Genomic DNA, 19,782 nt, shown 5'->3' with positions numbered 1-19,782 from the left:
GAACATCTCGATACCTTCACAAGCCGGACACCAGAACGCGGTTGAGGACATGGCGCTTCATGAGTTCGCGAAAAAAGGACAGACGAGCCCGATTTCGACAGACCTCCAACCGCACTTGTCTAAAGACTTCCGGCTACAACGCACGCTCCGAAACATCATCTGCCGCCACCGGTTTCCGGGAAAGCCCCAGAAACCGCGCCAGCCAATGCGCACGGACTACGAACAGGTCCACATCCGACCCCATGAACACGCGTTGCCTCTGTGGCAAGTCGCCCATATCGATGCGCACCGGAAACCGTTTGGGCAAACGCACCCAATCGGTCTGCGGATTGACATAAGGGACCACCCGTGGCTCCACGCTGCTCAAGGCTATGGCCGATGACAGGCTGTCAACCGAACCGGTATGAAACCGCCACCCTTCTGTCGACAGGGTAAAGACAACCGGTGTTCCCGCCGTCAGCCCGGCCAGGTCACGTTCATAGAGATTGGCGACAATCTGCCACCGGGTATCGTCTATGACCGCGAGGACATTTTCACCGCGTGCGAAATAGTCTCCTATCGTTGCAACGTAGGGTGCAATCATGCCCGATGTCGGCGCGAAAACCCGTGTTTGTTTCAGGTCGTATTCGGCAATCGCAACGGCCCGCCGAGCTGCCTCGACAGCCGCAACTTGCTCTTTTTGTGTATCTTGCGCCAGTTTCAAGGCAGCGCGAACCTTGCTCAATTGCGCGGTCGCGGCTGCAAGTCTCTCGGTCTGCGCGTCCATTGCCGCAGTCGACACATCGCCCGATTCGACAAGTTTGCTAAAACGGTCCATTTGTTGCTGCTGCTGCGCGACCATGGACTGCGCAGCGCTGATATCGGCCTGGACTTCTGCAATCGCAGCCCCCGCACGCTGCTGTGCGGCCTGTGCCTGTTTCAGTTCGGCGTTTTTCGCATCCAGGGTAAGCTGGAACAATGTCGGGTCGAGCGTGAACAGGAGATCGCCTTTTTGGACCTTTTGGTCGCGCCGCACCTTGATCTCGGCGAGAACTCCGGGGACCTGCGGGGCGAGCGTCACGACATCCGTCGTCACATAGGCATCTCCCGAATAGACTATGACGGACCGGCTGCCTTCGATGAGGGCAAAAATCAGGATCGCACCAAAGAACACGATAAGGGTTACGCGATTTAACAACCAGGACACGAGCACCGCTACTCCGAACTAGATTTCGCACCGGCCATGATGGAGTAAAGCTTGAAAAGCACCAACCGAAACGGGTGCCGCAACCATATCATCAGCGCGATTCCGATAAAGATGCCAGCCAGCCTCTCGACGCCGGTGATGATGTCGCCATCGTTGATCTTTGAAATCCCAAGAACCATGATGAAGGCGACTGCGGCCTGCAAACCGGCATAGGCCCGATCCACCTCATTGATCTGCCACGCCGACCCCAAATAGATTACCACGAAGAAGATTGTGCTCCAGACAAGGTAGTTTTGCGGGTTCATGGCGATCACGGCCAGCGCAATCAGACCGCCAACGAGACATCCCACAAGCCGCTGCTGCCGCCGCGCCCGTCCGGATGCGATATCCCGGTCAACGGTCATGATGATGGTGATCACCACCTGGTTGATCGCCGGAATGTCGAACCAGATCCAGAGCACCAGCGCGATCGCAATCGCGGCAGCGCTCACGAGGGCCACAAGTTCCGCATCACGCAGAGCATCCTGCCCGGTTTCCGGCGCTTCCTGTGGCCCCGTCACGACCGGCTCGGCAAACCCCAGCCCCATTCCGATCAGGGACACGGCGCCCGCGCACAGCACTCCGATCAAGATGCTGAAACTGGTATCGAGATAGGTTGCGTAGAGGTCGGTGGGGGATGCGAGGCTGGTGATGACGGCTGCCACCTGAAGCCGGAAACACATCCGCCAGGCAAAGGCGGTCTTGATCGGGGCAAACCGCGCCAGAACCGAAAGATAGGACACGACGACGATGAAAAGAAACTGTCCAGCTGGCGAGTTGATCAGGAGGTCCGATGCAATGGAGCCGAAAAAGGCCCCGAGAAAGATGCCGATCAGGCTGCTCGTCAGCTTAAGGCCGAACCCCTTGCTTTCGAAGGAAACGAACACAAACGCAAAAATCGGGGCCAGATAGCTGCTGGGAAGGTGCAGCGTTTCTCCCAAGACCGCCGCCGAAACACATGCGCTTGCCATTGCAATCGCTTTTGGCTGCCAGTTCCGGACCTGGCTCATCGGGAACCCGGGAAAGCGGCAACTGTTTCATGCGTCGTCACATGCTCGCTCCTACGCCTTGCAGGCCCGTGACTGATGCTGTTGGGGCAGATCACCTTGAAATGATCTCTTGCAGCCAACCACGCGTTTCGAACCCAAATGTGTTCCCACCCCCTTGGTTCGGGAATGTATTAAGTTAAATTAAGGGCAGTCACCCTGTAACCTCGACAATTCTGGCAATAGAGGTCAGGTGACACGCTTATTGATGGCCATCGGTTCAAACACCCCCTCAAGGGGCAGATCGGTTTTGGTCCGATTATCAAGCGTCAAGGAAGGGTCCAAAAAGCAAAACCACAATCTGCATCGCAGTTGGGTTTTACCGGGTATTGGGGGCGGGTTTGCGAAGCGCTTCGGGAGACCGCTCAACATCTGTGCTTTCCCGGTTGCACCGGCCCGTCAACTCGGCTATGCGTTTGGCCATGAACAGGATCTTGAACACAGCATGGTGGTGGCGGGACGCGCAAATCGGCGGCCGGTGATCTTTCATGCCTTTCCCAAGATCGTGAACACCCAAAGGCCGCCGCGGACCTCCGCAGGCGGCCTTTGTGTTTTGAAGACCCGCCTGCGAGGCCCTATATCGGCCAAGAGACAAAGACGGATGTAAGACCCATGCCGCCAGTGGCAGACCAGACCTTCCAGCTCCAAAGCGGGATCACGATCCAGCGCACCTCCCGCCCATCCGACTACGAAACCGGCACATCCGACTGGATCGACCGGCTCGACGCCGAACGTGGTGCGGTCCTGTCCTCCTCCTATGAATACCCCGGCCGCTACACCCGGTGGGACATGGCCTTGGTCAACCCGCCCATCGTTCTGGAAACCGCCGGCCGCAATGTCGAAATCCGGGCGCTGAACGATCGTGGCCGGGTGCTGATCCCGGCAATCAAGCGCGCCCTCAAGACGCATGAGGATGTCGAAACCTTTTCGGCCGACAGCACCGCGATCAAGCTGACGGTGCGCAAGCCCGACCGGCTGTTTCAGGAAGAAGAACGCTCGCGCCAGCCCTCGACCTTTTCAATTGTCCGGGCACTGAAAGAGCTGTTTGCCTGTGACGACGAACATCTGGGGCTTTATGGCGCCTTCGGCTACGACATCGCCTTCCAGTTCGAGCCGATTGACCTGAAGCTTGAACGGCCGGACGACCAGCGCGACATCGTGCTGTTCCTGCCGGACGAAATCCTGATTGTCGACCACCACGGCAAGCGTGCCTATGTGCTGGAGTACGACTTCGTCGTCGACGGCAAGACCACCAATGGCCTCAAGCGCGACGGCAGCAAGCTGCCCTACCAGCCCGCAAACGTGGATCCGGGCCGGGGCGACCACGAGCCGGGTGAATATGCAAGGCTGGTCGAAAAGGCCAAGGACTATTTCCGCCGTGGCGACCTGTTCGAGACCGTGCCCGGCCAGATGTTCTATGAGCCCTGCGCCAACCCGCCGTCGGCTGTTTCCCGCCGTCTGCAGCAGATCAACCCGGCGCCCTATTCCTTCTTCTTCAATCTGGGAAATGCCGAATATCTCGTCGGCGCATCGCCGGAGATGTATGTGCGCGTGACCGGCGGCCGCCGGGTCGAGACCTGCCCGATTTCCGGCACCATCCGCCGGGGCAAGAATGCCATCGAGGATGCCTCCCAGATTCGCAAGCTCTTGAACTCCGAAAAGGATGAGGCGGAGCTGACGATGTGCTCCGACGTCGACCGCAACGACAAGAGCCGGGTTTGCGTGCCGGGGTCTGTCAAGGTGATCGGCCGCCGCCAGATCGAGCTCTATTCCCGCCTGATCCATACCGTCGATCACGTGGAAGGCATTCTGCGCGACGACATGGACGCGCTCGACGCCTTCCTCTCCCACACCTGGGCGGTGACCGTGACGGGTGCACCTAAACGCTGGGCGATGGAGTTCATCGAGGAAAACGAGAAGTCGCCGCGCGCCTGGTATGGCGGGGCCATCGGCGCGATCCTGTTCAATGGCGACATGAACACCGGCCTCACCTTGCGTACCGTCCGGATCAAGGGCGGCACGGCGGAAATCCGTGCCGGGGCGACCCTGCTTTACGACAGCATTCCCGAAGACGAGGAAGCCGAAACCGAACTCAAGGCCGAAGCCATGCGCGCCGCGGTCCGCGAGGCGGGGCTGGTTGGCAAGGACGCCGACAAGGAAGCCTCGGAAAAGCCGGGGGCGGGTCTCAAGATCCTGCTGGTCGATCACGAGGACAGCTTTGTGCATACGCTGGCGAACTATTTCCGCCAGACAGGCGCGGATGTCGCCACCTACCGGACACCGGTCGCCGACCATGTCTTCCATGATGTGGCGCCGGATCTGGTTGTGCTGTCGCCCGGACCGGGCAACCCGCAGGATTTCGATTGTGCCGCCACGATCGGTCGGGCCCGGGCCCGTGAACTGCCGATCTTCGGCGTCTGCCTCGGCCTGCAGGCCCTGGCGGAGAGTTTTGGTGCAGAGCTCGGCCAGCTCGACATTCCGGTCCACGGCAAACCCTCGCCCGTGTCTATTTCGGGCAACTCGCTGCTGTTCGAGGGGCTGTCGGCTCCTGTCGTCGTCGGGCGCTATCATTCGCTGTTTGCCAAACGCGAGACGCTGCCTTCCGATTTCCGCGTGACCGCAGAAACCGAAGACGGTGTTGTGATGGCGATCGAACACGACAAGGAAGCGATCGCCGCTGTCCAGTTCCACCCTGAATCGATCATGTCGCTCGATCAGGACGCCGGACACAAGATCATCGAGAATGTCGTGACCCGTCTGGTGGCTGCAAGGCGGGCTGCCGAACCTGCGTGAATTTGACAAGTCAACCCGCCAAATTGGCAGGTTTACCACCCCCAAGCTGTGGGATAGCATCCCACAGCTTGGAACATGAGACATGTCAGGGAGGTTTGATGTCTGAATATTCCGCAGGGCTTAAACTATGGCTTTCCGGCCTTGAAGGCGGCGACAAGGCCAAGATTCTCAACGACATCCTGGCCGATGATTGTGTTTTCATCAGCCCGGTCCTTCATACCCCGCAAAAAGGCAAGCAGCTGACATTCATGTACCTTTATGGTGCCATGACGATGCTTCTGGAGGCAGGCAACTTCAAATATACACGGATCCTCGAACAGGGCCCGGATGCCATCCTGGAGTTCGAGACGGAACTGGACGGCCTTTACATCAACGGGGTCGACATGATGACCTTCAATGAAGAAGGCAAGATCATCGAGTTCAAGGTGATGCTGCGTCCGCTGAAAGCTCTGGAAGCTGCCAGCAACCGGATGATGAAAGAGCTGCAGAAAGTGTCCTGACCGGGCCTTGCTGTCCTCGGGCGGCGCGCCTTGAAGGAGCGCCGCTCCTTGCGTGATTTATCAGTAAAACAGTACAAACAATCTGGTCAGACGATGCCGCTTGCGCCTGATGTTACAATCCGCCCGGCAGTATCTGCCGCCGATATGGCCGCTGCAAAGGCGCTGTTCTCCGCCTATGCGGACTGGTTGGGTATTGATTTGTGCTTTCAGGGATTTGACGCGGAACTGGCCACCCTTCCGGGCAAATATGCCCCGCCCACAGGAGCGCTCTTGCTCGCGTGCCTTGATGACGGCAAACCGGTTGGCTGCGTTGCGGTCCGGCCTTTTGGCCGGGATGGCGTTTGCGAGATGAAACGGCTTTATGTCGCCCCTGAAGGTCGTGGCCGCGGGTTGGGCCAGGCGCTGGTCAGCGCCATCATCCGCTCGGCCGGCGCCCTAGGTTACCGCGAGATGGTGCTCGACACATTGCCGACCATGGGACGCGCCATCTCGCTTTACCAGATGCACGGGTTCGAACCCGCCAACGCCTATTACGAGACCCCCATTGCGGAAACCGTCTTTTTTCGGCTCAACCTGACCCCCTAAAGCTTCGGCTGCTCGGCGCAATCGGTCGGGACTGCCTGATCAAACGGCAGATTGGTCGGGTTCAGCACCCCGGAATTGATCTGCATCGGCTGGTAGGGCGGATCGATATCCATCCCCGGATTGATCAGGTGGATCGTGTAGCAGCCGGAATAGATGCTGGTCTTGCCGTCCGTGGTCTCGGCCTTGACCGCCACCGGCAAGGCCCAAAAGATCTGGCCTGCCCCCGGATCCGGCTGGGTCGGACCGGTTTTCACCTCCACGGCCTCCGTGTCGGCATAGCCCTTTTTCCAGTCGGCATAAGGTACCTGTGGCTGATGCAGGTAGCTGTAGGCCTGAGAATAGGCCTTACGGGTAATGGCATTGTAGTAGCTTTTGATCAGCGCTTCCGGCGTGCTGCGGTCATCCATATACGGCACGTCATCGGCATCCTTGGCAAGCGCACCGCCCGGCAGCGCGATTATCGCTGCCGCAAGGGCCAGACCCGCAATTCCAGCAAAACACGATTTGAACACCGGAACTCTCCTTCGAACGTGAATCTGCATAGGTCGAGCCATAAAACGCGCATATCCGGGGGCGGGATGCAAGACCACATGCCGCCTGCGCAATGGATGTTTGCGATCCGTACCCAAACACCAAAGCCCTTCCCCAAAACGACCCTGAATTGAGGAAATTGTCATACTCCCGCATAACTGAATTGCGAGGCTCACGCAGATGTGGAGGAGCGGATATGCCGAAAACAATCTGGCGCACGGCGGGCGGAAACGGCTTTCTGGCAGGTACGTTTCAATTCGGATACCACGGGGCAAACCGGGGCAGCGTCAAGCAGATCGTCAATGACGGTGACACGATCAACGTTGCTTCCAAAAGCAATTTTCCGGTCCGGTTTCTCGGGATCGACACACCGGAAATCAGCTTCATCGCGCCCGGTTCGAACGATTTCCAAAAGACCGATGCCCCGGTCTTTCAGGCCCTGCTTGCAGCACCTTTTGCACCCGGGTCCGGCGGCCGGCAAGGGTTCAGCAACGCACTTTGCGACTACATCGAGACCAAGGCAGCAGCGGACGCAGCGGTCAACCATCATCATTGGGCAGAGCGTGCCGAAGACCGCCTCGAAGCGTTTGTCGACGCGGATCTTCAGGAAATTGGAGGCGACCGGGAAACGTTTCAGTTCTTCACCGCCTTTGCCTATGAAGCACTCGATTTCTACGGCCGGCTGCTGTGCTATCTCAATCTCGGCCAGCCGGATGTACCAAGTGGCACACGCAAATCCAGCTACAACGAGCGCATGCTTGAGACAGGGTTCGCCTCCCCCTACTTCATTTTTCCGAATGTCGATCCATTCCGGGCCAAGGGCTCGCCGGTCGAGGCCGTGTTGAAAGCGGGATCGCCCCAGTCCATCCTGACAAACGCGCCCAGACTGCGCGCAGCGCGGCAATCGGTGAAAGACGCCCGCACCGCACAGCTGGGCATCTTCAACGCGATTGATCCGCTGATTTTTGACGCCTTCGAATTGCGGTTTCTCGCCCGTCACAAACCGCCCGCGCGCTGGCTGATCGACCTCGCCGGTGATGACAGGGTCCTCTTTCACCCGCAAACCTATTACCTTGTTCCCAACAGCGAGGACCGGCTGTGGGTGCCGGGTGAATTCGTGCCTCTGTTCGAATCAGCAGGCTGGTATCTTGGCGCCACCCCTCACGATTTCGCCTGAAACATGCCGAAATGTGACAAGGTTGCGGCATGAATCTGGACAGCTTTTGGTCATCTGTGAGTCATTTCGTGATCAAGGCTGGCTGCGGTTAATTGCCAAGAATCAATCATTTCCAAGCCACATTCTCCCTCTTTCCTGACCCCCATGAAGGCGCGGCATCTTCCAGTAGGGTGATCGCGGAACATCAGGAGACTTGAAACATGCGAGCTACATCCATCACCGCGTTTGCCGTATCTGCCGGTATGTTGGCCGGTGTGGCGATTGCAGCAGAAACAACCAGTGTGGACTTCGGGACGGGCGTCAAGAAGCCGGCTCCGGCACAGATTCAGGCGCAGACACAGGTGCAGGAACCTGCTCCCGTGGAGGCGCAAGCACCGGTGACGGCATCGGAAGACGAGATCGCACTGGAACGCAAGGGCGTCGACGCCGTGCCGGAGTCTGCGCCCCAGGCAAACGCAGCAGAGGCTTCAGACGACCTGGAAGGCAAGACCGTTGTCTCCCTGAACGGCGACACGGTCGGCAAGGTCCGTGAAGTTCATGTCGACGAAAACGGCGAGTTTGCCGGGATCACGGCCGAGTTTGGCGGCGTACTCGGGTTTGGCGCCAAGACCATCGAAGTGCCGGTCGGGGCAATCGAGATCAAATCCGGCCTGATCGTGCTCGCCATGACCGGTCAGGAAATCCGCGAAAGCCTCAACTGATCCGGCAGGTCAGCACTCGAAGGCGGCCTGCCCGTTGTAGCGGCCGCTTTTCAGTTGACTTGCAGCAGACCCTTGACCGGTAGCCCCAATTTTGCGGCCGGGATTGGTCAATATCAATTCCCGGTTGTTTTTGCTTGAAGCTGGCAATGAAATTCGCTTCCATGAGATCAATTGACGATCACGGGAGGAAGATCATGTCGACAAAAACAACGAGTGAGCGGCGCATAGACGGCCTGCTCGACGAATATGGCGAAAGCCACCAGAACGCCACCAACAAGCTGATCCACTGGGTTTGCGTGCCCGTGATCGTCTGGACGGTGACGGCTCTCTTGTGGAGCCTGCCGGTCCCCTCAGCCTTTGCGTCCCTGCCCTATCTCAACTGGTCAACCATCGTGATCGCCCTTGCCGCGCTCTACTATTTGACCCTGTCGGTTCCGCTTGCATTCGGAATGGTGGTGATCGGGGTTATCTGCAGCGCGATCAACGCGGCCTATGCCCTGCCGCTGCCACTTTGGCAGACCGCCTTGATCGTGTTTGTGGTTGCCTGGATCGGGCAATTCATTGGCCACAAGATCGAGGGCAAGAAGCCGTCCTTCTTCAAGGATATCCAGTTTCTGCTGATCGGACCGGCCTGGCTGCTGCACTTTCTTTACCGGAAGGCGGGCATTTCCTACTGAGTTCACAGAAATCAAGCGCGAAGTGCAGCTCAGTGTAAGCTGCTCAATCTGCAGCGCTTTTTCTCTGGAAAGCACTTCGCGGCAAAATCCACCGTCTCCGGTCTCGAACCGGATTTCAATTGAGATTCGAAAACCCGCGCCGTTCAGTCTGTGGAACAGTCAAAGGCCGCCCGGTCCCGTGTCGTGGATTGAAACCCGGCTTCAGCCGCACGTGCTGCCGGGATGCCGAGCAGCCGGTCGCCAAGCCAGGCAAAATCCTCGGCATCCGCGCGCCGCAGCGACAGATCCCGCTTGGGCGTCACAGAACGAATGTCCTGTCCGTCTGCTTCGGCTACCACGAACCGGAACGCATATCCGGGCGTCAATCCCATGCGCAGATCCGAGACAACAACCCGGCCGTCCACCAATTCGGCCCGATTGAAACCGCGCGAAAACCAGTCAAGTTTCTGATAGGCAGGTGTATCTTCAAGACAGGCAATCAGCTCCGGATTGCGCGGATGGGTGTAGACCTCCAGCGGCTCGTTCCCCCCTGCAAGCGACAGGTAGAGATTGCGGTAGCTGTCCCGATCCAGCCCGATCACCTTCCAGACCAGAATGTTGAAGGGGGCGGCAATCGCCAGAACCCGCTCCGGTTTTCCGCCGTTGTCGGAAAAGATTTCCAGTGCCATCTGTTCGACATGCCGCTGCACGGCAAGGCTTGCGCCGAGATAGGCGGACGATCCAAGCAGCACTGCAACCACGGAGGTTTGCAGCCGCGACGTCCAGTTGCGTCTGAACAGGGCCCAGATCACCACGCCCAGTAGCGGCAGCGTGTAAAGCGGATCAATGATGAACACCGACCCCGCACCAACCGGATCGGGATAAAACGGCCAGAAGATCCGCGTGCCGTAGATCGTCATGGCATCGATCACGGCATGCGTTGAAAGGCACAAGAACACCGTCATCCAGGTGAGCCAGCGATGGTCGCGCAAGCCCCTGAACAGACGGACCAGCCCCTCCCCCAGGATAGGTGCGGCCAGTGCATGAACAAACACCGAATGCGTCCAGCCCCGGTGATAGACAAAACTGTCAATGGGGTCCGCAAAGGGAATCAAGACGTCCAGATCCGGCAACGTTCCCAAAACACCCCCGACGAGAGCCGCCTTGCGTGGGCCGATCTTGCGCCCGAGAAAAGCAGTCGAAACGGCGGCACCAAGAACAAATTGGGACAGGGAATCCATGGAAAGTCCAAGTTTCGAGATCAGATACTGAATGGGATTTGCGATGCGGTACCGGCTATCCTCGATATGCCAGTACATGCGGAAATACAGTTAAGACATTGTTTTTCCTATTCCACCGCCGCGCACTCCAAACTTCCCTTTGTGTTTTAGCCTGAAGAAACTGACAGTGTCATGTGCCATTTTGTGTGCGATGCACAAATACGGTTCGAGAACAAGGCATACCCATCTACATTACAAAAACTTCACACCGCGCCAATCTTAAAGAAATATCATTGCCTTAATTACCAATGATAGAATTGTGAATTGCCAGTAGGCTCGGATGTCAGTTTCCCGCCTTCAAGGCCGCAATGACGGAGAAACACATGCTCATCCGGATGGCAGTACTTGCCGGCCTTTTCGGCTTTCTTTTCGGCGCGGACACGGGAATATTGGCGGGCGCACTACCGTTTGTGCGAACCCATTTCGCGCTTTCAGAAGTTGCCGAGGGAGCGATTATCGCAGCGGTCCCGTTCGCCGCCGTGATTGGCGTTCTGTTCGCAATGGTCTCAGCCGACAGGGTTGGCCGGAAACCCGTTCTCGTTGCCAGTGCCTGTCTGTTTTCCGTTGGCGCCCTTGCCTCAGCTCTTGCAGGCAGCACCGGAACGCTGATTTTCTCGCGCCTCCTGATCGGAGCGGCCGTTGGTGCATCCGTATTCACCACGCCGATCTATCTTGCCGAGATTGCCCCGGCGAAAGCGCGTGGAGCCATTGTCTGTATTTTTCAGCTCATGATCACCATCGGCATCCTCGCAGCGTTTATTGCAGGATATGGTCTGGCGGCTGATGGCGACTGGCGCATGATGTTCGGACTGGGTCTGATACCGGCGGTGATTTGTCTGGCCGGGATCGTGTTTTCGCCGGAAACCCCGAGATGGCTGGTGCTGAAGAACCGTGTTGACGAGGCGCACGCCGTTCTGCAGCAAACGGCCCCTGATACGCCCCAACGCGCAATCTCGCAGATCATTCAAAATATCAGCGATGAACATGCAAACCAGAAGAATGCCGACAGTTGGCGGCACTTTCTCACGCGCGAAAACCTGTATCTGACCGCCTTTTGCGTCACTGGAATGGCGCTGGCCCAGCTGTCGGGCATCAACGTCATTCTGACATATGCTCCCAAGTTCTTTGAATATGCGGGCTTTCAGGGAACGTCGAGCCAGCTTCTGGCAACCATCGGTATTGGTGCAACCAATGTGCTGATGACATTCGTGTCGATATATCTGGTCGACCGCCTTGGACGCCGCCCCCTGCTGATTGCCGGTTTTGCCGGGACAGCGGCAAGTCTCGGTGTCATTTCAGCAGCCTATGCCATCGCACCGGCATCAATGGGCTATCTGATCCTGGCCGGATTGCTGGCATACATCATCTTCTTTGCGATCTGCCTTGGGCCGATCACCTTTGTCTACGCCTCGGAGCTGTTTCCCCTGGCTTTGCGTGCAAAGGGCATGGCGCTGGTGTCTCTGGGACTTTGGCTCAGCAACTTCCTGTTGCTGTTCGCCTTTCCTCCGATCGAAGCCTTTATCGGGCAAACCGGGACTTTCGCCCTGTTTACCGCCGTCTGTGTCTTCGGGTTCCTGTTCGCGGTAAAATACGCCCCGGAACCCAAAGGCATCGAGCTTGAAGACATTGATGCCCGGATCGCCGAACAGCGTCCCGAGCTGGCCGGGGATTGCGAGACCCGGCCAAGCCTTAATCCTGCGGAGTAGAGCTTGCCAATTGGCCGCCCTGCGCAAGGACGGGAGAGGATTGGAGGGGCCACCGGCAACGCTCAGCGCCCCACTGCCTGATCAAGTCAACCATCTCTTTCCAGTTCGAGAAACCGGCTCACAACTTCAACAACCCGCTGATGCACGGCCGCCCTGTCCGCCCCCTCCGGCTCGTCACACACCGGATCGTCCTGCTCTTCTTTCAAGAGCGCTGCACCTTCCGGCTTGCACAGACCGAGAAAGGAGAAATGGTCGGCCGGGCTGATTTCGGCATAGGCCGCGTTTTCAAGCCGTCCGGCAAGATCGCTGCCTTTCGGCCCCTCATTGACCTCACGCCAAAGGCTGTCCTGTTCCCCGAGATTGATGAACAGAACCGGCTTCTTCATGGTTGCAATACTGTCCTGCGCAATGGCAAAAGGCGCACCCGGATCGACCGCAATAACGCCCGCCAGCCGGAAATCGGCGTAGTTGCCTTCGGTGAGTTTTTCGTCGACCGCATGGAAGTCCACCCCACCCTTGCCAAAAAACACACAGCCCGGAGACGCTGGGTTTTCCAGACAGTAATCACCGTAAATCTCCGCCCGGTATTCCAGCCCGGCACTTTGCAGCGCCGTGATCCCGCCGAGTGAAAAACCGAGTGAATAAATCCGGTCCCGATCAACCAGCGGCCCGAAGACCGGATCGTCCAGCAGATGATCCAGCGCACTCGACAGGTCCCGGACCCGTTCGCCGAAACGGGCCGATCGTCTCGGAGAGCTGTCACCGGATGTACTGCCTGGATGATTGACCGCCAGAACCAGAGCGCCACGCCTGGCAAGCCCGGATGACAACCAGCCAAGACTATCCATGTTGCCTCCCGACCCATGGGACAGGACCACGAGCGGATAGCTGCCCTTTTGAACATCCGCTCCGACAAGCGCACGCGTTCCCCTGAAAACAGGATTGTCACCGACCAGCGCCGCATAGGTACGCGTTCCGGCCGGATACCAGACAGAGCCCTGCACAAGGCCGCTGCGGTGATCCGCCGGAATGTCAAGCCGGTCATAACCGGCCAGAATTTCAGGTCGCTCCCCGGCCAATGCCACGGAGGTCATTGCGGCAAAAACAGCAAGACCCCTCATCAGTTGCGGCAGGGCAGACAAGGTTGTATCGACATTGAACATTGATTTGGTACTCCTGTGAAAACAACGGGACCAGCCTGTTCGTTTTCAGGAGACTTGGCGTCCTCAAACCGGATTGAGGACGTCCCGGAACCGGATATCGCACGCAGGCTCCGGACCGGACAGACCTTAATTGAGACCTGATGATCGCACTTCCCATTCCCGTCTTTACAGCCCTGGTCCTTGCCTTTCTCGGCGTGAAGGCTGCACGGGCTGGCGAGACCCCGGGGATGGTTCTGGGCTTCGTGGCGCTCTGCGCCGGGCAGTCCTTGCTGATTGCCCTGAACCAGCATTACGGCCTCACCGCTCTCGCCCCGGTCCAGCCGGTCACCGCGTGCCTGATCCCGGGCCTGGCCTATCTCACTTTGCTGACAACAGCGGTACGCCCCTTGCACGTCTGGCCGGACAGTGTGCATCTGGTCCCGCCGGTCCTGGCGGTAGCAGCCCTTGTTGGTGCACCTGCTCTTCTGGACGGGATTTTAACCGCGGTTTTTTCAGGCTACGCGGCGCTGATCCTGCTGCGGACAAGCGGGCCGGTCGAAGGCCTGCCGCTGACCCGCCTCGAACATGGCGACCGCGTCATATTGCTTTGGCGGATTGTCGCCTTGACGCTATTCGGGTCTGCGTTTTCGGATATCGCGATCTCGGTGGTTTTTGCCCTCGATCAGGCATGGCTGCGCCCGTGGATCGTCTCCGGTTATTCCGCCCTGTTCCTGCTGACGGTGGGGCTTCTCAGCCTGTCCGACATGTTGAAGATGCCCGAAGCAACCATTGCCACTCCTGACCGCACCGGGACAGATGCCGCCCCCCCGGTTACCGGCAGAGCAAACCTCGATGCCATTGACAGTCATGCGCATCAGGAGACCGCCGAAAAGCTCAAGCAGGTGATGGAAGACACGAGACTCTATCTCGATCCCGACCTCACCCTGCGACGGCTCGCCCGGCGTATGGCGATTTCCGAGAAACAGATTTCGTCAGCGGTGAATAGCGTTTACCGGGAAAACCTGTCCCGCTACATAAACCGTTTCCGCATAGAACACGCCTGCCAATTGTTGCTGGAGGGCAGCAGCGTCACCGCTGCGATCCATGCCAGCGGTTTCAACACGAAGTCTAATTTCAACCGCGAATTTCTAAGGGTCAAAGGCATGCCCCCGAGCATCTGGCTATCACTGGGCAACTAAACCACCCGACTTTCAGCCCGGCACATCAGGCAGACGGAAAGTCACCCGTATGTTCGTCAGGATCTTCGACCACCCCATGTTGTTCACGTAACCTTGCCGCTCCGCGTCCCCGAAGCGCTGATGCATTTTTCAGCCATCGTCAGGAGACTATCGTCATGCGGATCAAGAAATCGTTTTTCGGAGCATTCACTCTTGCGGTTTTCGCAAGCGTTTTGGCCGGTTCGGCGGCCCATGCGGAACCGATCTATCGGGGCCTGCTCGAGAACGGTCAAGGTGCTCTGGACCTCAGATCAAACCGGTTCCACTTCAACCCCGGTCTTTCCTTCAACAAGGCACTGGCAAATGTCGGTGCATACAACTGCGCCCTTGCGCTTTACACCGATAATCCGATCCCGAATGTGGGCAACACTTCAACCCTTTACCGCTTTGGACTCTTCGAGGCCACGTTTGACCAAAATCCGCCGGCACTCCCCTTGGGCCATGTCAGCGTTACTCCCATCGGCGCCATGCCCAACCCGGATGTGGAGTTTGCCAATGACATCAAGGCCGAAGCGCTCGGCGACCCGGCAAGGTTCAATGAGCAAAACATTTTCGGGGTAAACCAAACAGACGAAGAGTGCCGGGAAAAGCCCAAGTGGCTACAGGGCCAGTAAAAGCGATTTAAACGCCGGTGTTCCGGGGTTGCCTGCCCCGGAACCCGCTCAGTGTCTGCACAAAGCACTTGCATGGCACACCACCATAAAGGCCATTCCGATGGAAGGTCATGCCGATTTTTTCGGCAACCCTTTGAGAGGCATGGTTTTCCGGATGAATGTCCGCCACCACCCGGTCCAGACCAAGCTCCTCGAATGCATGCAGGAGGATCCGCCTTGCGGCTTCCGTCGCACACCCCTTGCCCCATGCCAAACGGTTTAGCCGCCAGCCGATCTCGACCTCAGGACCAACCGCATCATAAGGGATCAACAGCACCCAGCCTGCAAAGCTCCCGGGGGTCTCTTTCGGAAAGATCGACCAGTACCCAAGACCCCTACCGTAATCGATTTCGATCCGGCTGCGCAAAAATGCGGTGTGCTCTTTCGGATTCGTCCAAGGGCCTTGAACATACCTCGTAACAGCCGGGTCCCGGTCCATGGCAAGGCAGGCATCAAAGTCCGCAAGCCCGCGCGGCCGCAACACCAGTCTTTCGGTTTCGAAACAGGGCAACACGATCACACGGCACTCCTTTGCCCTCCCGGTGAAACATCAATGTTGAGATTGATCATCGCCAGTGTGTCGGGAGAACCGGCTCAAGACGCCCCCGCAGATATGACTATCGGATGATGACAAGCCCCGAGAATCGTCTAACAATAGCGCAATCTGTCAGCATGATGCTTTTTTAGTCATTTCTTTTTAAGCGCCACACTGGCGCGGATTAAGAGGCCACCCGAAAGCGCCCCATGCAGATATATTCCCGGGCTGAAATTCGTGACTGGAGGGCAACAGGATTTCACACCCCGCAACCATCAAGGGGCAACGGTCCTCCGGCGCTCCTTAGTCCGGATCATCCCCGCACACCAAACGAGGCGGCGAGGTCCCGAAATCCATAGGGGAATACATGAAAGAATCGTCGATCGGGACCGCAACGCAATTGCGCGACCCGAATTACACACCACCGCTCGCTCAGGCCATTCCGCTCGGGATCCAGCATGTTCTGGCCATGTTCGTCTCCAACGTCACCCCGGCAATCATTGTCGCAGGCGCTGCCGGGGTCGGCTTCGGGTCAAATTCGGAGCATTTTCCCGAACTGCTTTACCTGATCCAGATGTCCATGCTGTTTGCCGGGATCGCGACCCTGCTGCAGACGATCACGATTGGCCCGGTCGGAGCAGCCCTGCCGATCGTGCAGGGCACCTCCTTTGCCTTTTTGCCCATTATGATCCCGCTGGTCGCGGGCAAGGGGATAGACGGTCTGGCCGCCCTGTTCGGCGGCGTGATCGCGGGAGGGATCTTCCACGCATTCCTCGGCCTGTTTATCGGCAAGATCCGCTTCGCTCTGCCGCCGCTGGTAACGGGACTGGTGGTGACAATGATCGGTCTCGCGCTTGTGAAAGTGGGGATCCAGTATGCAGCCGGTGGCGTGCCTGCAATCGGAACCCCCGAATACGGGTCCCTGCTCAATTGGTCGGCCGCGCTGGTTGTCATTGCCGTCACTCTCGGGCTGAAATTCTATACCAAGGGACTGTGGTCCATTTCCGCGGTGCTGCTCGGCCTGATCGCCGGATACGTCTTTGCACTTGCGACCGGCATGCTGACCCTTGATGCGGTTGCCGGGTCATGGTCCCGGGCAGCGGCCTTTGCCCTGCCACAACCCTTCAAATACGGTTTCGAGTTTTCGGTCGCGGCCGTGATCGGGTTTTGCCTGATGGCTTTCGTGTCCGCAGTGGAAACCGTTGGCGATGTGTCCGGGATCACGCGCGGTGGCGCTGGCCGGGAAGCGACCGACAAGGAGATCGCGGGCGCGACCTATGCCGACGGTATAGGCACCGCCATTGCCGGCATTTTCGGCGGGTTTCCGAACACATCCTTCAGCCAGAATGTCGGCCTGATTGCCATGACCGGCGTCATGAGCCGCCATGTGGTCACCTTCGGCGCGATCTTCCTGATTGTATGCGGACTGGTCCCGAAGGTCGGCAGCCTGATCCGCACGATCCCGATCGAGGTGCTTGGCGGCGGCGTCATCGTGATGTTCGGCATGGTGGTTGCTGCGGGCGTTTCGATGCTGTCGGATGTCAACTGGAGCCGCCGCAACATGGTCATCCTGGCGATTGCGCTCTCCATCGGCCTCGGTCTTCAGCTGGAGCCGGGAGCCCTGCAGCACATGCCAGATACCGCACGTATCCTGCTGACCAGCGGCATCCTGCCCGCAGCCGCCATCGCGATTGTTCTCAATCTCGTCCTGCCGGAAGAACTCACTGCGGAAGCAACCGAAGAAGTTTCCGGCGGCTTGTCCGGCCACACCCCTGCTCCGGTCGCAAAGGAACCGGTTTAAAAAGAAGGAAGGCGGCGAGCACCGCTCGCCGCCTCCACACAGATCAGATCCGATTGGCCGGCGCTTCCAGCCGGAAGAACGATCTCAATCCACTTCGCGTACAGCGCCCTTGGCTGCCGAGGTGGTCATCTTGGCATATGCCCGAAGCGCCTTGGACACCTTGCGGCTGCGCTTTTCCAGCGGCTTCCAGCCATCGGCCCCTTTCGCATCCATCGCCGCCCGGCGGGTGGCCAGTTCATCATCACTGATATCGACTTTCAGAACACGGTTCGGGATATCGATGACAATGGTATCGCCTTCTTCCACCAGCGCAATCGCGCCGCCTTCAGCGGCTTCCGGCGACATGTGACCGATGGAGAGACCGGAGGTTCCACCAGAAAACCGGCCGTCGGTGATCAGGGCACATTCCTTGCCCAACCCCTTGGATTTCAGGTAGCTGGTCGGATAGAGCATTTCCTGCATGCCCGGACCGCCACGCGGCCCCTCATACCGGATCAGCACCACATCGCCTGCCTTGACCTTGTTGGTCAGGATGGCGGAAACGGCTGAATCCTGGCTTTCGAAGATCCGGGCCGGACCGGTGAACTTGAGAATGCTCTCGTCGACACCCGCCGTCTTCACCACGCAGCCTTCCAGCGCGATGTTGCCGTAAAGCACGGCCAGACCGCCATCCTTTGAGTAGGCGTGCTCGGATTCACGGATGACACCGGCCTTGCGGTCGATGTCCAGTTCGTCCCAGCGCCGCTCCTGGCTGAAGGCGACCTGCGTCGGCACGCCACCGGGGGCTGCACGGTAGAACTTGTGCACGCTTTCGGAGTTGGTCTGCGTGACATCCCAGCGCGACAGGGCGTCTTTCATGGTCGCCGCATGGACCGTCGGCACATCGTTGTGGATCAGCCCGGCGCGGTCGAGTTCGCCGAGAATGCCCATGATGCCGCCGGCCCGGTGCACGTCTTCCATGTGGATGTTTTCAACCGCAGGCGCGACCTTGCAAAGCACCGGCACCTGGCGCGACAGACGGTCGATATCGTCCATGGTGAAGCCGATTTCGCCCTCATAGGAGGCTGCCAGCAGGTGCAGGATCGTGTTGGTGGACCCGCCCATGGAGATATCGAGCGTCATGGCATTTTCAAACGCCTTGAAGCTTGCGATGTTGCGCGGCAGAACACTCTCGTCGCCCTGTTCGTAATAGCGCTTGGCAAGATCCACGATCAGGTGTCCTGCTTCGACAAACAGGCGCCGGCGGTCTGCATGGGTCGCAAGCGTCGAGCCGTTCCCGGGAAGCGCCAGCCCCAAGGCCTCGGTCAGGCAGTTCATGGAATTGGCGGTGAACATGCCCGAACAGGACCCGCAGGTGGGGCAGGCATTTTGCTCCATGGACAGAACATCGGCATCGGACATGCTGTCATCGGCGGCCGCCACCATGGCATCGACCAGATCGATCGACTTTTCGACGCCGTTTTCAAGCACGACCTTGCCCGCTTCCATCGGACCGCCGGAGACGAACACGACCGGAATGTTCAGCCGCATGGCCGCATTCAGCATACCGGGCGTGATCTTGTCGCAGTTGGAGATGCACACAAGCGCATCGGCGCAATGGCCATTGACCATGTACTCGACCGCGTCCGAGATCACTTCGCGCGAAGGCAGCGAATAGAGCATGCCGTCATGGCCCATGGCGATGCCGTCATCGACCGCAATAGTGTTGAATTCCTTGGCAACACCACCGGCCTTTTCGACCTCGCGCGCCACCAGCTGGCCGAGATCCTTCAAATGCACATGCCCCGGCACGAACTGGGTGAAGGAATTGGAAATCGCAATGATCGGCTTGCCGAAATCATCATCCTTCATGCCGGTCGCACGCCAAAGGCCGCGCGCACCTGCCATGTTACGGCCATGGGTGGAGGTTCTGGAACGATAGGGGGGCATTTTCACTCCCTCTGGGTTTATTTGAGCCCGCCGCAGCTTGTGCCGCGCGGTTTTCTGGTCATTTAAGCATCAACCATCGGTTTGCCAGCTTCTATAACGGAAAAAAAGGGCCCTTTGCACGAAAACCGTACGCACCGGTACGATATACCGCATTTTAAACGGCGGTTGATGTAGTCCACCGAGCTCAAGGCGAGAGGTTTTTCATCCGACCTTCGGCTCCTCACGGTGGATTCAGCCGCGAAATGCAACAAGGTAACGGCCAGGATCGGTTCGCCATAAGGGAT

General features: G+C 58.6%; 18 protein-coding genes. 10 read left to right on the top strand and 8 right to left on the bottom strand.

What is annotated here, in order from left to right; genetic code table 11:
* Positions 1–133 precede the first annotated feature (133 nt).
* From E1297_RS13660 to E1297_RS13650, 3 genes are all read right to left on the bottom strand, one after another.
* Complete coding sequence (locus tag E1297_RS13660; protein ID WP_155138998.1) at positions 134–1,186, bottom strand: biotin/lipoyl-binding protein; 1,053 nt, start codon at positions 1,184–1,186, stop codon at positions 134–136.
* Between the two features lie 8 nt (positions 1,187–1,194).
* Complete coding sequence (locus E1297_RS13655) at positions 1,195–2,235, bottom strand: FUSC family protein (RefSeq protein WP_155138996.1); 1,041 nt, start codon at positions 2,233–2,235, stop codon at positions 1,195–1,197.
* A 355-nt stretch (positions 2,236–2,590) separates the two neighbouring features.
* A complete protein-coding gene (locus tag E1297_RS13650; RefSeq protein ID WP_155138993.1) occupies positions 2,591–2,761 on the bottom strand; it encodes a hypothetical protein in 171 nt (56 codons plus the stop codon).
* Between the two features lie 122 nt (positions 2,762–2,883).
* On the opposite strand from E1297_RS13650, the gene E1297_RS13645 reads away from it, so the two are divergent.
* From E1297_RS13645 to E1297_RS13635, 3 genes are all read left to right on the top strand, one after another.
* Positions 2,884–5,064 carry an anthranilate synthase gene (locus E1297_RS13645; protein WP_155138991.1) on the top strand — a complete coding sequence of 727 codons (2,181 nt, stop codon included), beginning with the start codon at positions 2,884–2,886 and terminating at the stop codon, positions 5,062–5,064.
* 98 nt (positions 5,065–5,162) lie between these two features.
* Positions 5,163–5,564, top strand: a complete 402-nt coding sequence (locus tag E1297_RS13640; RefSeq protein WP_155138989.1) for a nuclear transport factor 2 family protein — start codon at positions 5,163–5,165, stop codon at positions 5,562–5,564.
* Between the two features lie 48 nt (positions 5,565–5,612).
* Positions 5,613–6,149 carry a GNAT family N-acetyltransferase gene (locus E1297_RS13635; RefSeq protein ID WP_244327757.1) on the top strand — a complete coding sequence of 179 codons (537 nt, stop codon included), beginning with the start codon at positions 5,613–5,615 and terminating at the stop codon, positions 6,147–6,149.
* Here E1297_RS13635 and E1297_RS13630 read toward each other — a convergent pair.
* Complete coding sequence (locus tag E1297_RS13630) at positions 6,146–6,661, bottom strand: hypothetical protein (protein WP_209015787.1); 516 nt, start codon at positions 6,659–6,661, stop codon at positions 6,146–6,148. The genes E1297_RS13635 and E1297_RS13630 overlap by 4 nt on opposite strands.
* Before the next feature lie 215 nt (positions 6,662–6,876).
* Between E1297_RS13630 and E1297_RS13625 the strand changes: the two genes are divergently transcribed.
* The 3 genes from E1297_RS13625 (at position 6,877) to E1297_RS13615 (ending at position 9,235) form a co-directional block, all read left to right on the top strand.
* The gene (locus E1297_RS13625) at positions 6,877–7,857 is read left to right on the top strand and encodes a thermonuclease family protein (RefSeq protein ID WP_155138987.1); all 981 of its coding nucleotides are present in this window, start codon (positions 6,877–6,879) and stop codon (positions 7,855–7,857) included.
* Between the two features lie 200 nt (positions 7,858–8,057).
* On the top strand, positions 8,058–8,558 hold the full coding sequence (locus E1297_RS13620) for a PRC-barrel domain-containing protein (protein WP_155138985.1): 501 nt from the start codon (positions 8,058–8,060) through the stop codon (positions 8,556–8,558).
* A 194-nt stretch (positions 8,559–8,752) separates the two neighbouring features.
* Positions 8,753–9,235 carry a DUF962 domain-containing protein gene (locus E1297_RS13615; RefSeq protein WP_155138983.1) on the top strand — a complete coding sequence of 161 codons (483 nt, stop codon included), beginning with the start codon at positions 8,753–8,755 and terminating at the stop codon, positions 9,233–9,235.
* Positions 9,236–9,378: 143 nt separating this feature from the next.
* Here the strand turns inward: E1297_RS13615 and E1297_RS13610 are convergent, their stop codons facing one another.
* Positions 9,379–10,533 carry a metal-dependent hydrolase gene (locus tag E1297_RS13610; RefSeq protein WP_209015786.1) on the bottom strand — a complete coding sequence of 385 codons (1,155 nt, stop codon included), beginning with the start codon at positions 10,531–10,533 and terminating at the stop codon, positions 9,379–9,381.
* A gap of 284 nt (positions 10,534–10,817) precedes the next feature.
* On the opposite strand from E1297_RS13610, the gene E1297_RS13605 reads away from it, so the two are divergent.
* Complete coding sequence (locus E1297_RS13605) at positions 10,818–12,200, top strand: sugar porter family MFS transporter (protein ID WP_196223308.1); 1,383 nt, start codon at positions 10,818–10,820, stop codon at positions 12,198–12,200.
* A gap of 86 nt (positions 12,201–12,286) precedes the next feature.
* Here the strand turns inward: E1297_RS13605 and E1297_RS13600 are convergent, their stop codons facing one another.
* Positions 12,287–13,363: an alpha/beta hydrolase gene (locus E1297_RS13600; protein ID WP_244327756.1), complete on the bottom strand. Its 1,077-nt coding sequence runs from the start codon at positions 13,361–13,363 to the stop codon at positions 12,287–12,289.
* Positions 13,364–13,503: 140 nt separating this feature from the next.
* Here E1297_RS13600 and E1297_RS13595 point away from each other — a divergent pair, with 140 nt between their 5' ends.
* Together E1297_RS13595 and E1297_RS49830 are read left to right on the top strand one after the other, a co-directional pair.
* On the top strand, positions 13,504–14,541 hold the full coding sequence (locus tag E1297_RS13595; RefSeq protein ID WP_155138978.1) for an AraC family transcriptional regulator: 1,038 nt from the start codon (positions 13,504–13,506) through the stop codon (positions 14,539–14,541).
* Positions 14,542–14,696: 155 nt separating this feature from the next.
* A complete protein-coding gene (locus tag E1297_RS49830; RefSeq protein WP_209015785.1) occupies positions 14,697–15,194 on the top strand; it encodes a hypothetical protein in 498 nt (165 codons plus the stop codon).
* A 7-nt stretch (positions 15,195–15,201) separates the two neighbouring features.
* Here the strand turns inward: E1297_RS49830 and E1297_RS13585 are convergent, their stop codons facing one another.
* Positions 15,202–15,753 carry a GNAT family N-acetyltransferase gene (locus tag E1297_RS13585; protein WP_368669555.1) on the bottom strand — a complete coding sequence of 184 codons (552 nt, stop codon included), beginning with the start codon at positions 15,751–15,753 and terminating at the stop codon, positions 15,202–15,204.
* Positions 15,754–16,135: 382 nt separating this feature from the next.
* On the opposite strand from E1297_RS13585, the gene E1297_RS13580 reads away from it, so the two are divergent.
* Positions 16,136–17,569, top strand: a complete 1,434-nt coding sequence (locus E1297_RS13580; protein ID WP_155138976.1) for a uracil-xanthine permease family protein — start codon at positions 16,136–16,138, stop codon at positions 17,567–17,569.
* A gap of 84 nt (positions 17,570–17,653) precedes the next feature.
* Here the strand turns inward: E1297_RS13580 and ilvD are convergent, their stop codons facing one another.
* Positions 17,654–19,498 carry a dihydroxy-acid dehydratase gene (gene ilvD / locus E1297_RS13575; RefSeq protein ID WP_155138974.1) on the bottom strand — a complete coding sequence of 615 codons (1,845 nt, stop codon included), beginning with the start codon at positions 19,496–19,498 and terminating at the stop codon, positions 17,654–17,656.
* Positions 19,499–19,782 lie beyond the last annotated feature (284 nt).

The organism is Roseibium sp. RKSG952 (assembly GCF_009711355.1).
This window is presented reverse-complemented; position numbering and strand designations above follow the sequence as displayed.